12 protein-coding genes and 1 pseudogene are annotated in these 15,605 nt (G+C 58.8%); 2 read left to right on the top strand and 11 right to left on the bottom strand.

Annotated features, from left to right (window positions below; genetic code table 11):
* Positions 1-316 precede the first annotated feature (316 nt).
* Positions 317-1,876, top strand: a complete 1,560-nt coding sequence (locus ABIL25_00560) for a hypothetical protein (protein MEO0080772.1) — start codon at positions 317-319, stop codon at positions 1,874-1,876.
* Here ABIL25_00560 and ABIL25_00565 read toward each other — a convergent pair.
* From ABIL25_00565 to ABIL25_00600, 8 genes are all read right to left on the bottom strand, one after another.
* On the bottom strand, positions 1,848-2,489 hold the full coding sequence (locus tag ABIL25_00565) for a hypothetical protein (protein ID MEO0080773.1): 642 nt from the start codon (positions 2,487-2,489) through the stop codon (positions 1,848-1,850). The genes ABIL25_00560 and ABIL25_00565 overlap by 29 nt on opposite strands.
* A 63-nt stretch (positions 2,490-2,552) precedes the next feature.
* Positions 2,553-5,717 carry a PAS domain S-box protein gene (locus ABIL25_00570; protein MEO0080774.1) on the bottom strand — a complete coding sequence of 1,055 codons (3,165 nt, stop codon included), beginning with the start codon at positions 5,715-5,717 and terminating at the stop codon, positions 2,553-2,555.
* Between the two features lie 378 nt (positions 5,718-6,095).
* Complete coding sequence (locus ABIL25_00575) at positions 6,096-6,821, bottom strand: HAD-IA family hydrolase (protein MEO0080775.1); 726 nt, start codon at positions 6,819-6,821, stop codon at positions 6,096-6,098.
* Positions 6,781-8,271 (bottom strand): V-type ATP synthase subunit B, encoded by a 1,491-nt coding sequence (locus ABIL25_00580; GenBank protein ID MEO0080776.1) that lies wholly within the window; start codon positions 8,269-8,271, stop codon positions 6,781-6,783. The genes ABIL25_00575 and ABIL25_00580 overlap by 41 nt, the downstream gene beginning before the upstream one ends.
* On the bottom strand, positions 8,268-10,247 hold the full coding sequence (locus tag ABIL25_00585; protein ID MEO0080777.1) for a V-type ATP synthase subunit A: 1,980 nt from the start codon (positions 10,245-10,247) through the stop codon (positions 8,268-8,270). Before ABIL25_00585 ends, ABIL25_00580 begins: the two co-directional genes overlap by 4 nt.
* Entirely contained in the window at positions 10,244-10,666 is a 423-nt protein-coding gene (locus tag ABIL25_00590; protein MEO0080778.1) for a V-type ATP synthase subunit F, read from the bottom strand. Before ABIL25_00590 ends, ABIL25_00585 begins: the two co-directional genes overlap by 4 nt.
* A gap of 11 nt (positions 10,667-10,677) precedes the next feature.
* Positions 10,678-11,676 (bottom strand): V-type ATPase subunit, encoded by a 999-nt coding sequence (locus tag ABIL25_00595; GenBank protein ID MEO0080779.1) that lies wholly within the window; start codon positions 11,674-11,676, stop codon positions 10,678-10,680.
* Between the two features lie 191 nt (positions 11,677-11,867).
* On the bottom strand, positions 11,868-12,407 hold the full coding sequence (locus ABIL25_00600) for a CvpA family protein (protein MEO0080780.1): 540 nt from the start codon (positions 12,405-12,407) through the stop codon (positions 11,868-11,870).
* A gap of 362 nt (positions 12,408-12,769) precedes the next feature.
* Here ABIL25_00600 and ABIL25_00605 point away from each other — a divergent pair, with 362 nt between their 5' ends.
* Positions 12,770-13,027 carry a TM2 domain-containing protein gene (locus ABIL25_00605; protein MEO0080781.1) on the top strand — a complete coding sequence of 86 codons (258 nt, stop codon included), beginning with the start codon at positions 12,770-12,772 and terminating at the stop codon, positions 13,025-13,027.
* Between the two features lie 77 nt (positions 13,028-13,104).
* On the opposite strand, the gene ABIL25_00610 is transcribed toward ABIL25_00605, so the two are convergent.
* From ABIL25_00610 to ABIL25_00620, 3 genes and pseudogenes are all read right to left on the bottom strand, one after another.
* Positions 13,105-13,431 (bottom strand): T9SS type A sorting domain-containing protein, encoded by a 327-nt coding sequence (locus ABIL25_00610; protein MEO0080782.1) that lies wholly within the window; start codon positions 13,429-13,431, stop codon positions 13,105-13,107.
* 252 nt (positions 13,432-13,683) lie between these two features.
* A pseudogene (locus tag ABIL25_00615) lies at positions 13,684-14,067 on the bottom strand (hypothetical protein).
* Positions 14,068-14,088: 21 nt separating this feature from the next.
* Complete coding sequence (locus ABIL25_00620) at positions 14,089-15,312, bottom strand: hypothetical protein (GenBank protein ID MEO0080783.1); 1,224 nt, start codon at positions 15,310-15,312, stop codon at positions 14,089-14,091.
* Positions 15,313-15,605: the final 293 nt, after the last annotated feature.

Genomic DNA, 15,605 nt, shown 5'->3' on the forward strand with positions numbered 1-15,605 from the left:
GACCAGGGTGTTCTCCTGTTGCCTGCGCTCGACCTTGACGAGTTGCTGGCGCTACGGGTATCATATGAAACGCGCAAGCGTCAGGCAGGGGGTCACGATGTGCCTTGGCCGGCCCCCCTCTTACTAAAGTCCACTTGACGATGACCATGCGTACTCCTATCATCGGGCAAGTGCGGTCAGTCATGCTTCGGTGCGGACCCGCAGTGGCTCGGCAGGTCTTAGATTTTGGTGGCTTCGGACACGACGCGAATTCTCGGATTCCGGTTGCTCCCCAACGGATAAGACTCCTACGTGGGATTCCCGGACCCGCCTCAAAATGATAGCGGCGACAGCACGGAGGCGGGTTTCTCATCAAACATGGATTTTTCCGCTCGGAATGGCAGTGTATGCCGTGGCGTTCCTGCTATTGTATCCGAAGGTTCCGGCAATAGTTGACGAACACTCCTACCTCACTCAGGCACTTCTGTTCCGCACCGGCCACATCACCTACGAAAACTCATCCATACCAGCCCCGCAACTAAGTGTGACCATGACCGTTCCGAAACTCCGAGTGCAGAACACTGAATACAGAACTTTCCGCCGAAACGCTGGGCGCGAGGCGCTGAAAACACAACTTTCCGCCGAAACGCTGGGTGTAGAACCGACCGGACGGATTGCCTCAAAGTATCCACCGGGCACCAGTCTGTTTCTTTTGCCCTTCACGCTGCCAGGATGGCGCTGGGCCTTTCTGTCCGGGCTGGTGCTTGCTCTTCTCGGCACCTGGCTGTTCTGGCAGGTGTTTGTCCGTCTTGAACCATCGGCCAATCCAGCTTGGGCCCTGCTCTACCTTTTCTACCCGGCCGTCGTCCTCTATTCCAGAACATTGATGAGCGATCTCTTGTCGGCAACTGTCCTTCTCGCTACTTTCTACTTGCTGCTACGGTTCGGCGAAAGGCCAATTGGCGCTGGGCTGTGCCTGGGATTTGCCTGTCTTGTTCGCTACTCGAACGTAGTGGCACTTCCTGCGTTTGTTGCCCTGATTGCGCTCAGCCCGGGCCGCCGGCTGCGTCGGATGGTGTACTTCTGCGTTGGTACGGCCGTGTTTGGCATCGTTATTCTGGGCTACAACACATATTGCTATGGTGGTCCACTTTCGTTTCCCTGGCATCTAACAGGCACCCTAGACCCCGCGTTTCTGACCGGCAATCTCGCATTCTACCTGCCGGCACTGCTTTTCCTCTATCCCCTCATGCTTCTTGCTCCGCTCGCGGCCGGAAAGTACCGACTCGCGCTCTCATTGCCTGCGTACACGCTCCTGCTCCCGGCCCTTTTTTTCTCGTACATTCCGTCGCTATCCGCGGGGGCTACCGGCCTGGCAATCGGGCTGCGTTATCTGCTTCCGGCGACGCCATTTTTCACGCTTGCCTATGCGCTGGCCGCGCATCGGCTGACGACCACGGTTCATGGCACCGAGCCGGTCAAGTATGCGTTCCTCGGCCTAATCTTTGCTCTGTCGCTTGTCATACAGTTCGTTCACGCCCGGTATCTGGAGACGCAGGATCGATACCGCAGGCTCGTGCTTGGCTCGGTACCTGAGGCGGCGCTGCTTGTGTGCAACGCCCGGGTGTCAGAGTTCCTGAGTGCGGCCTGGGGGTGGCGCGACTACATCCACTTCACTGAGCATAACGTACCTGTGCCGGTGGACCGCGCCATCAGCGCCAGAGATACGGTTTACGCCGCAATCCTCGAAACCAAGGTCTCGCGGGCCGGGCCGGAACTGGTTGTGTTTGGTGCGTTGCTCGCCCGACATCCGGGGCGTGTGCTGGTCAGTCAGACTGACAGACCGTGCTGGTTTCGGGTGTTCCGGCTCAAACCGGTCGAGTGCTCGCCGAATTAGCCGCGGGCCGGCTAGTGCGGCGTAGCTTGCGGCTGCGGCGGACAAGTCCGGCCCAGACAAATCCGATGACGATGAGCGCGGCGAAAAGGCCGTAGGAACCCAGCACCACGCCGACAACCTGGTATGCCTGCATTACGACCGGAGTTGTTTCAACGAGGAGCACGACCCAGAATGCGTAGGCCGCAACCGCAATAACAAAAACAATGCCATCCACAAGCAGATTTCCGGAAAGCACAAACGGTAGCGGACTCGGTGCCAGCAGCCGGAAATACTCCTCGGTTCGGTTCGGTCGGTCTTCGGCAAGGGCGGACTCGAAAAGTACCTGGCCACGCTGGGCAAGCGCGGCCAGGACGCAAGACAGCGCCGCGAAAATGAGCGCGAATATCGCTGGCCGGAAGGCATAGAACTGGGAAAGAGGCTCCAAGTGAGGCTCGCTGACGGTAACCGGAAATCTGATAAGCAGACCCGGCCCAAAGCCGCTGTAGAGGAGGAGTGCGCTGGAGAAGAATACCCGCAGATAAGCATTCGCCCGCATCGCTCGATCAAGTTCCCAGCGGTACCCGGTCCGGACAGCCGAGACTACAGCTTCGGTCAAGTCAGGTGGCACAGACATCAGTCAGAGGATAGGCAGGCTGTCTTGGATGTCAATCGGTGGTCCTACCCCAGGTGGGCCGGCTCAGTCGTGAGCCGGCGGTCGGATGACGTTCACGAGGTATCCGTGGCCGCCCAGCTCAAAAAACGAGACGATATTCTCCAGTTCGACGATAGTTCCGTCCCGCCGCAATGCTTGGAAACGGTACGGCCCCACTGTTTCCTGGCCGTGCAACCGGTTCTTAGCATGGTCAGAGACCTTTTCCCCGTCTGCCTCGGCAGCGAACGCGGTGAATGGACGCCCTAGTAGTTCAGTCTGGTCTGAGTAACCCAACAGCTCGGTGAATTGGCTATTCACATAGACTAGACGTCCATCACGTTCCACAGCGATACCATGGGCCGATTGTTCGAACATTGCTTTCATCTGACCGGATAGCTCCTCGACCCTTTCGGCAAGCCGTTTCCTTTCCGATATGTCGCGGACCACAACCTGCACCGCGGGCCGGCCCTGCCAGACAAATGGCGAGTTGACAACAGCGACCCAGACATAAGTCCCGTCCTTGCGCCGGAACCGCTCCTCGGCAAGGGGTGCAGGCCGACCCTGCTCTAGGGCCAGCCGGATACGCGCCATCACCAGCTCGCGGTCGTCCGGGTGAACGAAATCCATGACCGGCAGCCCGATCATCTCGTCCGGTCGGTCGTATCCGAGAATCGCTGCGCCGGTTCGGTTCACCAAGACAACGCGTCCGTCCTGGTGAACGGCGATGCCGTCCGGTGCGAGGTCGAATAATGCCCGATACTGAGCCTCGGATTCGGCAAGCCTGGCCTGGGCGCGCTTGCGTTCGGTGATGTCGGTGATGAATCCTTCGAATGCTACCGGTTTGCCGAACTGGTCGTAGACTCCCCGCCCTTGCTCCCATACCCACTTCAGTCCTTCCCTAGTGTTGAGCCGGTAGGTAACTTGGAACGGTTCGTGTCCTGCAATTGCCGCCTGGATTTCGGCATCAACCAGAGGTCGGTCTGCAGGGTGGATAAGGTTGCTGAACGTCTGCTTATTGCTGTTCACAAGTTCGTCGGGCCGGTACCCGGTCAGTGCAAAGCAGCCTTCGCTTGCGTATTCCATCGTCCAGTCAGGGTCATTGCGGCAGCGGTAGGCCATACCCGGTAGGTTAGCAAGCAGAGTTGCCAAGCGGCGCTGACTCTCGGCCAGCGCGTTCTCGGCTTGGCGGCGTTCAGTAATGTCCTCACCTGAACTCAGAGTGCCGAGGATGTTGCCCTGCTCGTCGCGCAGGAGTGCATTGTGCCAGGCAATTACCCGTTCAGATCCATCTGCGGTCAGGACCGGGTTCTCGTAGTACTCGTCCGGCCTGATGTCGCCTGAGATGATGCCGACAAAAGTCTGCATTACTGATTTGCGCTGACTTTCCGGGACGAAGTTCTCGACCCAGTTCCTGCCAATGATTTCCTCCTGGCTGCGGCCCAGGACTTGGCAGCCCTTGCGGTTTATCATTGTCACCTCTGCCTGCCGGTTCAGGGCGACGAGCATGACTTCGGCTACGTCCAGATACTCTTTGGCTCGATCACGTTCCCGGCGCAGTTCAGCGGCCATAGCCTGGAGTTGCGCTTCGGCGCGTTTGCGGTCAGAAATGTCACGCACGATGATGAGGTCTGCGGGCTGACCCCTCCAGACCGTCTTAGCTGCAGTGATCTCCACGTCTGCGGCAGTACCATCCTTGCGCAGGATCTTTGTCTCGTACTGTGGGGGCACCGGCTCGCCTGCCAGGCGGCGCTGATACCGGGAAAGAAGCTTTGCCCGTTCATCCGGATGGCCGAGTTCGGCTGGGCCCATGCGCAGCAGCTCTTCCGCCGTGTAGCCGGTTATTTCGCATGCGCGCTGGTTGACGTACACATGCCGGGCCTGCGGTCCCAAAGCAATCAGGATGGCGTCATCGGCGTTAGCCGCAAGCTCACGGAAGTTGGCCTCGCTCTCGCGCAAAGCGCGGGCGGCACGAATCCGCTCGGTTGCATCCCGCGCCAGTGCTAGGACCAAGGTACGGCCTTCCAGTTCAACGAGTGAACAGGACACGTCCACCGGAACCTCAGTGCCGTCGCGGCGAACATTGACCGCCTCACCGTGGTACTCCCCCCGCTGCAAGAGTGCATCCCGTACCAGCTCCAGTCCGGCCCGCGCTGGTGCTGGAATAATGTCTTCCACTCTCAGTCGCAAAAGTTCCTCTCGCGTGTACCCCAGCATGCGGCAGGCGCTCTCGTTCACGTCAAGGATGCTGCCGTCCAGAGTTTCAAGATACATCGCATCCCGGAGAGCGGCAAATAAACGCCGGTACTTCTCCTCAGACTCCCGCATCAGACGCTCGGTCCGAACCCGCTCCGTGACGTCGCGGGCAATGGCAAAGAAAAACCGATTGCCATCGTTCATAACCGCGGTCGCGCTGTACTCAACAATGGCTGCGCCACCCGAGGCGGTCAAAATGTCCAGCGTGCCGGAAAGCTGGGGTCGTGACAAGAGCTGGCGGAACTCAGCCTCGGCCGCGCGACGGCCGGGCGGTGGTACAAGGTCGGCTACTGACTTTCCTATTAGCGCCTCCTGCGGAAAGCCGGTGATTTCTGACGCGGCCCGGTTCGCTTCAATGATACGGCCCCGACGATTGACCAGAACCACGGCGTCCGAAGTAGCCTGCAACAGCAGGCCGTACTTTTCCTCGGACGCTCGGGCCGCCTGCTCGGCCCGCCAGTTCTGAGTAACGTCCCGGGCAATGCATACGACTCCGGCAACCCGGCCGGTCTTATCCCGGCCGGCTGTGGCATACAGGTATATCGCAACTTGCTTTCGGTTCCGATGCACGCACTGAAACCCGCCGGCAAAATCGCGGCCGGCCATTATCCGGCCGAGGTCGAAGTGCAGCCGGTCCGCTCCGACTCCGGATGCGGGGAATATTACCTCAAACGGCCTGCCAGCAGCTTCGTGCTCGGCATAGCCGAATACCCGTTCTGCCTCGTCGTTCCAGAATATGATGCGACCATGCCGGTCAAGGTGGATAACGACGTCGCCAGCTTGGACCGCGACCGAGGAGTGAAGTGGACCTGGCCGATGGATGCCGGTGGACAACTGAGAGCCATGTGCCCGGAGTTCCGCGCTCACCCCTCCAGTCGTTGGCTGCCCAGAGTTCGGCCGGGGTTTCCGGGGTTGTTCCACATTCCGAGCGTGGAACACCCGGCGCTTTTCCTTCACGGGTTGACTCCTAGCGTGCGCATTCTAAACCACCTCGTTACTGTGTCAAGCGGCGGCAGGAAAAACAAACCGCAGTCTTGTGCAGAGCCGCACTGTGGCTACCCGAAAGAATTTTAGTGTCGAAGCTCCGACTCAATAAAGGCCACAGTGCCGCGTGTCGGCAATCATGCGCAAACTTCATCCTGGGCTTCGTCGCCCCACAATAATGCCAATTGTCGTTAACCCATCATACGCAAGAATTGTTCCAATTAAACCGACGGCGGACTGTGCGCTAAGTTCCAGCAACGGTTGATGTTACATTGGGACATCTATCGCGATGCCGTTCCACCCCGTCAACATGCCGGAAAATACGGCGTTGAATATGGAGTTTATGAAGGCTCAGCGCTGCTCTACGACAATCGCTTCAACGTCGCGGAGGTGCGACACCATGTAGTCGGGTCGGTACATGGCAAGAAGCGCAACCGGTCTAAATCCATGGGTTACCGCGCAACTGGTGATTCCGGCAGCCCGCGCCGCAATGATGTCCTGCTCGGTGTCGCCGACAACCAGCGCGTCTGCGCTCCTTCCGCCAAGGCGTTCGAGCGCCGAAAGGAACGGCTCAGGATCGGGCTTATGTTTCCTGCCCTCTGCCCAGCCGTGGATGTAGTCAAAGTAGCAGTCAATGCCTGCTGCACTGGCCGATTCTTCAGCCTGAGTCTGGTGTTTCGTGGTCACGATCGCAAGCTTCGCACCAATTGTCTTGAGACAAGCAAGCAGTTCCCTTGCTCCGGGGTAGGGCCGTTGAACTTTGAGTCCGTGAGCCGCGTAGTGCTGGCGGAATGCATTGGCAAACGCCTTTGCCTGATTCGGTTCGGCCGGGTACCCGAGTTCAGCGAGAATCAGCTCCAGGGGCTTGCCGACCTGTATCAGGATTGTGTCCCGGTCTGGTGGCTCGCGTTGGTCAACCGTTGCGAGCGCGTACCGGACCGACGCCACAAGACTATCGGCCGAGTCAACCAGCGTGCCGTCGAGGTCAAAGAGAACAAATGGGTAGCGGAGCGAAACCGTCAGGGACTCCAGAGTTCTAAGTTCTTGACTCCGGGCGTTGCCCCGGATTCCGGGCATCGGACGCCCAGCCCGTCGAATCCTCGGCCTCTTGAGTTCTTTGCCGGTAGTACTTGTCCAGATTCGAGTCCCGAACCCGCTTGAGTTCGGTTCGCGGGAACATGGCAAGCAGTTCCCAGCCGAGCTCAAGGGTCTGCACGATGGTTCGGTTCTCGAATTCGCCCTGTGACACATACCGTTTCTCGAACTCGCGGGCGAAGCTGAGATAGACCCTATCCATCTCGGTCAAGGCTGCTTCGCCAAGAATGACCTCGAGTTCTTCGGCCTCCTTGCCCCGAGCATAGCAGGCGTAGAGCTGGTTGAACAGATCAGCGTGGTCTTCGCGGGTTTTGCCGGCGCCGATGCCCTTGTCTTTGAGCCGGGAGAGTGATGGCAACACGTCAATTGGTGGCGACACGCCCCGGCGATGCATCGGCCGCGAGAGGATAATCTGCCCTTCGGTAATGTAACCCGTGAGGTCCGGTATCGGATGGGTCTTGTCGTCTTCAGGCATTGTCAGAACCGGCATCATGGTGATTGAGCCTGGCTGGCCTTTGATGCGACCACAGCGCTCGTAAACCGAGGCGAGGTCGGTGTAAAGGTAACCCGGGAAGCCACGGCGCCCCGGGATTTCTTTGCGTGCGGCCGAGATTTCGCGTAGCGCTTCGCAGTAGTTGGTCATGTCGGTGAGCACGACGAGTACGTGCATGCCGAGCGTGAAGGCAAGATACTCAGCTGCGGTCAGGGCGGTGCGAGGTGCGGCAATCCGTTCAATCGCCGGTTCGTCCGCGAGGTTGAGAAAGAGCACCGTACGTTCAATCGCACCGGACTCGGTAAAGCTTTGAATGAAGAACTGCGCTTCTTCGAGTGTGATTCCCATCGCCGCGAAGACGACTGCAAATGTCGTACGGCTGGGAGTATCGGAGTCTGAGATTCCGAGTACGGTCGCTTGCCGGACAATCTGGGCCGCGAGCCGGTTGTGGGGGAGACCGGACCCAGAGAATATCGGCAGCTTTTGTCCGCGCACCAGAGTGTTCAAGCCGTCAATTGCTGAGATTCCGGTCTGGATGAATTCGTTAGGGTATTCGCGGGCGCATGGGTTGATGGGCGCACCGTTGATGTCGCGTTGTTCCTCCGGGATGATTTCCGGGCCGGAGTCGCGAGGTCGGCCCAGTCCGTCGAATACCCGGCCCATGATGTCCGGTGATAGTCCAACGGTGATGCCGCGTCCCAGAAATCGGACCCGGGTCCGCGGTACGCTGATGCCTGAGCTTCCTTCGAATACCTGCACGAGCGCACGGTCATGGTCCACTTCGAGCACTTGCCCTCGACGCGTCAGTCCGGCAGACTCACGACCGTCCGGGTCGGCAGTACGAATTTCGACCAGCTCCTGATATTTGACCCCTTCAACGCCTTCTACCAGCAGGAGTGGACCGGCAACCGATACGACCGTCTGATACTCTTTAATCATTTTTCTGTATTTCCCGCGGTCGGCTCCCTGGCCGCTGCCTCCTGTGCGCCGGTTTCGGGGCTGACCTGGCCAGTAAGTTCGCGGACTAGTTGCTCGCGAACCGCAGCGATTGCGGTCTCGGCCTCATGTTCGGAGAGGAATTTCATCCGTGCAATCCTGTCGCGCACCGGCAGGCGTTCAATTGTGGCAATGTCAACGCCCCGGGCCAGGACCGTCTGGGCAAGGCGGTAGAATTCCAGAATCACTGTCAGCATTCGGGCCTGCTTTGGCAGCGAAGTGTAGGTGTCCGTCTCGTGGAATGCGTTCTGATGCAGGAAGTCTTCACGCAGCGACCGGGCCGTTTCCATTACCAGCCGGTCGGCAGCGGAGAGTGCGTCTTTGCCCACCAGCCGGACAATTTCTTCAAGTTCGGCTTCCTTGGACAATAGCGCCATCGCCTGTTGTGCATCAGCAGTGAACTCTTCGGAGGCCATCTTGGCAAACGCCGGCGCAAGTGATTCGGCGTACAGTGAGTAAGAATTGAGCCATGAAATGGCGGGGAAATGCCGTCGGAATGCCAATTTATCTTCAAGCGACCAGAATACTTTGACCACGCGGAGCGTTGCCTGTACCACCGGGTCATTCAGGTCACCGCCTGGCGGCGAGACTGAGCCTACCACCGAAAGTGCCCCTTCGCGGCCCGCTCCACCGGACGTCGGACGCCCGGAGTCCGGAGCAACCCCGGAAGGCCCGACCTGAACCGAAACAGACCCGGAATCGGGTTTCAAGGGCGGAGCCCCTGATTCCCCGCACAAGGCGCCGGGCTTGGCCGACTTGTCGAGCCCGTCTGATCCAAGACACACAACCCGGCCCGCACGTTCGTAGAACTCGGCAATTCGCGAAGCAAGATAGGCTGGATAGCCTTCTTCCCCGGGCATTTCTTCGAGCCGACCGGAAATCTCCCGCATTGCCTCGGCCCAGCGCGATGTCGAGTCGGCCTGAAGCGCAACCGAATAGCCCATATCCCGGAAATACTCTCCGATTGTGATGCCGGTGTAGACCGAAGCTTCGCGTGCTGCGACCGGCATATTTGACGTGTTCGCAACTAGCACGGTGCGTTTCATGAGCGGCTCGCCTGACTTCGGGTCTTTCAGTTCGGGGAACTCCATGAGTACGTCGGTCATCTCGTTTCCCCGCTCACCACAGCCAACGAAAACGATAATTTCAGCGTCCGACCACTTCGCAAACTGATGCTGGATTACCGTCTTACCGGAGCCGAACGGTCCGGGTACGCAAGCGGTCCCACCCTTTGCCAGCGGAAAGAAGGTGTCAATGACCCGCTGCCCGGTTACCAGTGGCGCATCCGGCTGTAACCGCGCCTTCACCGGTCGTGGTCGCCGCACTGGCCAGCGCTGAACCATCGTCAACCGGATCTCTTCTCCGCCTTTTCCGCGCAGGATACAGATTGTCTCCTCGACCGTAAACTCGCCGGTCCTGATGTCAATAATCTCACCCGAGACTTCGGGCGGCACCATAATTCGGTGTTCGACGAGGACTGTTTCTTGGACCGTGCCGAGGATGTCGCCCGGGCCAACCTTATCCCCCTTGTGGCGCAGTGCCTGGAAGCCCCACTTCCGCTTCCGATCCAAGGCCGGGGCTTCGACGCCACGGGAAAGAAAGTCGCCGGACTTCAAGCGCAGTACGTCCAGGGGCCGCTGGATGCCGTCGTAGATTGACGATATGAGACCCGGGCCGAGTTCGACCGACAGGGGTTCGAAAGTCGGATAAACCGGGTCCCCGGGGCCGATACCGCCGGTTTCCTCATATACCTGCACAGATGCTCGGTCGCCAGTAAGGTCAATGACTTCACCCAGAAGACGCACTGTCCCGACTCGCACGACGTCATACATCTTTGAACCGGACATGCCAGCAGCCACAACGAGCGGGCCGGAAACCTTGACCACTCTGCCAACTGAAGCCGACTGCTCTTCCCTCATTTCGTCCTCGAAGCGTCGGGCGTCTGTCCAAACACATCTGCGCCCACTGCCATTCGAACTACGTTTTTGAGCCGTTCCACCGTCGGGTCGTCAATCCCTGAGGGAAGCGCGACGATACATGGCACCGCAGCCTTTCGGTATTTTTCCAGAACCTGACCGATCGAGTTGAACAGGTCGGCGGTGAAGAATATCACCCGGAAACCCCGGGCCACAAGGCGCTCAACCACAGCCGCCGCTCCCGGCCCGGGTTCGGCAGGGAATACGGCAAGCCCGGCAGCCCGGAATGCTGCCACTGCGTTTTCCTCGCCGACAACAGCCACCGGCCCGATATCAGTATCAGCCGACCGGCTGCTGCCCAACTCATCCTCTCCAGAAAGATCAGCAGGGAAGTGGCTAGCCTCAAAGTGGCTGGTCTTCATGTTTTTCCTATTCAGTCAACATAGGCGATGAGCTCCCGGCATTCCTGTTCCGTAGCGCCGGCAGCTTTGGCAGCGAACAATTGTCTGAGGTTCGTGATCTCATTTTCGCGGAAGAGGTAGTAGCTGACCAGCGGCTCGTACCCGAAGGTGGCGTACCGGGCAAGCTTCAGCCAGTTGAGCAGTAGTTCCCGGCCTAGGCTTTCGGTGCGCCGAAAGGCCCGGTTGGTAGCTGAGCTGTGCCCTTGTTCGACCAGTTCGCGGTAGCGGGAGAAGCGGAACCGTGCCACCATGGTATCCAGATCCGCGCCAAGTAGTTCAGTCAGCATCGTGAGCGTCAATTCGCCGCCTGGCAGGAACACCTGTCTCAGGACGGCCCGGCCCCGACCAGTTAGCCGGATGCGCACCAGTGTACGCAGGTTCTCAACGTCGGCGTGAATTGCAAACAACCTGCTAAGGAACAGACTCGGACGGACCAGTTCCAGCACAAGTTCTTGTTCCAGCCGGTCAAACACTGCATCTACGCTCCACGGTTCCGGTCCTTTCAGGGCTTCTACTACCGCATGCCGCACGCGGCTTGGCTCCGCACCTGGCTCGGCCGCGGCAAGCGCACGAACCTGGCTGGCGTGCCATGTGCCGTAGGGGAACATCTGTGCTTCGACGGATTCGGTCCCGAGGAGCCGGTGTTTGACGGCGAGTTTGAGATTGTGAATATCGGCTCGCAGTCGGAATGCGTCCAGGACCCAATGGTCGGTGCAGTAACGGGCAAGAAAGTCGAAGTTGTCGGCCGCGGCCTGGATAAGTATCCGGTTGAACGAAACCGAATACTTGGGCAGATGTGGCTCAGCGTCCTCGGCGATGTAGCGGCCATAACAGGTGTCGGTCAGGACAGACCGAAGCTCAGCGGCATTGGCCGCCCGTACAAGCCGTTCGTAACGGCTGCGGTCCAACAGCGTTGTTTCCTGTACTCTGATTCGGCCGACCGCAAAGCCGTAGGCGACGTTCTCGCTCATTACAATCATGTGGTATTACCGGTGAACTACCGTTTGTCCGCATTCGTAGTTCACCGCGGGGCTAACTATACGTGGCCGAAGTGGCTGTGTCAATTTCACCGAATCTGGTGGATTGCGACAGCAGCAGATTGCGTTCGAAGACCCACGAGGAGGGTTTCGAAGTTTGCCCTGGACAGCTGTTTCCCTGTTGTTCAGTCAAATACGTCAACCATGGCCGATGAGTCAACTGGCTTTGACCGCGGTGCTTCCTTGTCTTGAATGTTCTCGACAGAGTTCGGTCTTGCGCCGCCGAGCAGCTCGCCCAAGGCCAAGAGTCGAACCGAGCCATTCGAACGCTCAATAATACGAACCGCTGGGGGAAGGGCACTGAGTGCTGCAACCAGAACTACCCAGGCCACAACTGCCGCATTTGCCAGGCCAAGACAACCGCCAAGAAAGCGGTCAAGTTCATTGACATCAACCCAGCCAACCAATCGGGCAAGCAACCGGTGGACCAGCTTCAGCCCGAGCCAGATACACGCAAGAATCAGGAAGAAGCCACCGAGCCGACACAGCGTGTGGTCGGCCAGCAGGCAGTGGAGAACCCGTGCCGGGCCATCGCACAGGCGCAGCGCCAGCCAGACACCAAGTACAGGTGAAATACATGAGTTCAATCCTTTGATAAACCCCTGACCATAGCCGTGGAGTGCTGATACTATGAACAGCAGTAGTAGTGCCAGGTCTATGGCCATATGAACCCTTGGTCAGCCTGTCTGCATCTACCGTGCCTGAGACTTCGGCACACGTAGGTCTTGAAGTTGCGCAAAGTTGTCCCGTTTCTGCTGTGAACCAAGCCGTGGGCGCCCGGCTGCCCTCGGCCGCAGGCAGCAGACGATGCTGAACATAACACTTTAGGATATCGTGCGATGTACCGGATGACCGATTGGCGCCCGGAGTTTTCCGCTCTATACTACAATGCTGGATTCCTATTGACAGCGTAGTGCGCGATACGCATTGCGTGATGGCATAATGCCATCCTTGACAGCCGAGCGCAGGGACGGATACTTCACACGCCGAGCAAGGACCAGACTGCCCGACTACCGGCCCGGCGAGAATGAAAGGAGTCACGACAATGGCAAATGAAGTAAGTCCCGCACCGGCAGCTGAGCTGTCGCCGAAGAAAAAACTAACCGCCCTGCTCTTGTGCATATTTCTGGGTTCGTTGGGAATACACCGTTTTTACGTCGGTAAGACCGGCACCGGCATCGTCTGGTTGCTCACCCTCGGATGTTGCGGCATCGGCGCGATAATAGATATCATTCGAATCGCAACCGGGTCATTTACCGACAAGCAGGGTCGCAAGCTGTCCTGACGCCAGCTCAGCCGCTCAGGTCGCGGCCGTCATGCCGTTTCGGGAAAGCTCGCTCTCTGCGAGACTAGGTCTGACGGTCAGTGGAGCACTGTCAGCCTGGTAACGCGTGTCCAGTTCTGGCCTGTGACCCGGACAAAGTATGTCCCAGTTAAGACGTCTCGCAGGTCCAGGACAGCCAAGTTGCCGGGTAACATGCGGAGTTCCCGGACTAATCGGCCGGTGTGGTCAAACAGCGTCACAGCAACCGGCCCGGACAAATTGGGTGGCAGTTGAAGGCGCACCTTTGTCCGGCACGGGTTCGGCCACAAAGTAACTGGCTGGCTTACACCTAGCGGCTCGGTCTTGATTCCGGTTAATGGCAGCATTCTGAATACTGCGCCACCTTCGGTCCCGGCCAGTAGCATCGGACTTGGATTACCGCGCGCCACCAGGCTCAATACCCTGTTGCAGGTCAGCCCCGCATTCAGCTCGGTCCAGGTTGCGCCGGCGTCAGTTGAGACCCAGACCCCGCTGCCGTACGTACCGGCATATATGACCCGTGCGTCAGATGGATCAATGGCCAGTGCCCGCGTGTCACGGGTAAAGCTGGTCGCAGTCCAACTGTCGCCCGAGTTTGTGCTCTTGAATACGCCCCGGTAAGTGCCACAGTAGAGTACGCCCGGATTATCCTTGTCGGCCTTGATTGTCCACACTCGACCGGTCAGCCCTGTTCGGCTCGATGTCCAAGTTCGACCCAGGTCGGTCGAGACTAGCAGTGCCGGGTAGCTGTAGTTATAGGCGCTGTCGCCGCCGATATAGACCCGGTTCGCATCAGTCGGGTCAAATTCAATGGCAAACGCATTGCTGCCCAAGGCTAGCGTATCGTGTTCCCAGTTCGCGCCCCGGTTCGAAGTGTGCGAGACAGCAATGTTCCAGACACTGTTCGGGTACAGGTTGCCGACGCAGAATATCACGTCCGAGCTGTGCGGAGAAACTGCAATGTTACCACCATCGTTCATCCAGCTTTCAACTGTTGTCCAAGCGGCGCCGCCGTTGGTGCTCGTAAAGAGCTCGGCGGTCCCTCAACCAGAGCCTTCAAACATCCAGACACGCTGCGGGTCAGTCGGGTCAAAGGCGATGTTGCAGATATTGCCGCAGCTCAGGGGCGATGTTTGGCGGGTCCAGTTGTCGCCGTCGTCTGTGGTCTTGAAAATAGCGTTGTCCATGAACTCGGCCCAGGCCGAACCCGGTGTACCTGGGACAAAGGCGATGGCCGGAATCTTGCCAATAAGTATCCCAGAATTGACCGCGGTCCAGCTTGCGCCGTAGTCCGTAGATTTGAACATCCCGGCAGTCGAACCGGCGTAAACAGTCGAGTTCTCACCCGGTACGGTCAGCACAGCCCGGATTGTCGTCCCAACCAGGCCGGGCCCGACGTTTGCCCAGGTCGAGCCGGCGTCGGTTGACTTCTGGACCGTTGACAGGCACGAGGAGTACATCACGTTAGGCTCGCCAGGTACGGCGACGATCCGGTAGTTGTAGTTGCCGGTGCTCTGCTTTGCCCAAGTCAGGCCGGCATCGGTCGAACGCCAGACCCCGTAGAGCGTGCCGGCAAACAACGTGTTATTGTCCGTCGGGCTGACAAACAGCGAATATATGTAGTAGGCGTTCGAAGGAAACTCAATCCTGGTCCAGGTTGCGCCACAATCGGTCGAGCGGAAGAAAGCGGTTCGGTTCCCTGAATACCCGCCGACATACACTCTGGTCGTGTCAACCGGATCAATCGCGCACGAATAGGCGTAACCATTCGCGGTCGAGATGGTGTCAACAAACGTGGTGGTCCAGGTCGTGCCGGCATTGGTGCTCTTTGCCAGGCTAATCTGCCACACAGTGCCATTGGACTTGTAGCAGGCAACGTAGATGACCTGTGGATTCTTAGGATTCACTGCCAAGTCGTAGCCAACGGTGTTCGTGCCAAGCGAAACTTGGCTCCAGGTCGCGCCCGCGTTTGTCGTGCGATAGAAGACACCGCTCACCACGCCAAAAAGTGTGTTCGGGTCAGTGGGATGCGCGGCCATGTTCCACGGATAGGTGCTCAAGGCTGCACCGGCCAGGGTCCAGTTTGTTCCGCCGTTCGTAGTTCTTAGCAGTGGTGTACTTGAGAGGCTCGGCGCGACGTAAATCGCAGCGCCACCGGCTGCCACTACACCACAATAAATCGGCCCGCCTTCAGGGCCAACGCTCTGCCATTCTCCAATTGCTAAGCCGGCGAGCATCACCAGCGCTGAAATAATCAATGTTCTCATACTGCCTCGCTTTCCGGTTCGTGTCTGTGGTTCATGACTTCTGCCGCTGCATCGGTCCACGGCAGAACAGACACGCGTGCTGTCGCTTTGAAATTTTAGACCGGGCTCGAGCCCTGTCAATGGCCAGCCCGGCCCCGAAAAACTGGCATGGAATCACAGCGATACGGAGACAGACGGATGGCTGTGGCAGATCAACGGACAGCAACCGAAAGTTTGTAATCCAGACCTTTGTATCCCCTTGACGCCGGGTCTTCTGTGAGTCGCTGTGCTTTTTCGATTTCGGCGGTTCGGAC

This window comes from candidate division WOR-3 bacterium, from assembly GCA_039801365.1.
GTDB lineage: Bacteria > Hydrothermota > Tepidihabitantia > Tepidihabitantales > Tepidihabitantaceae > JBDRUN01.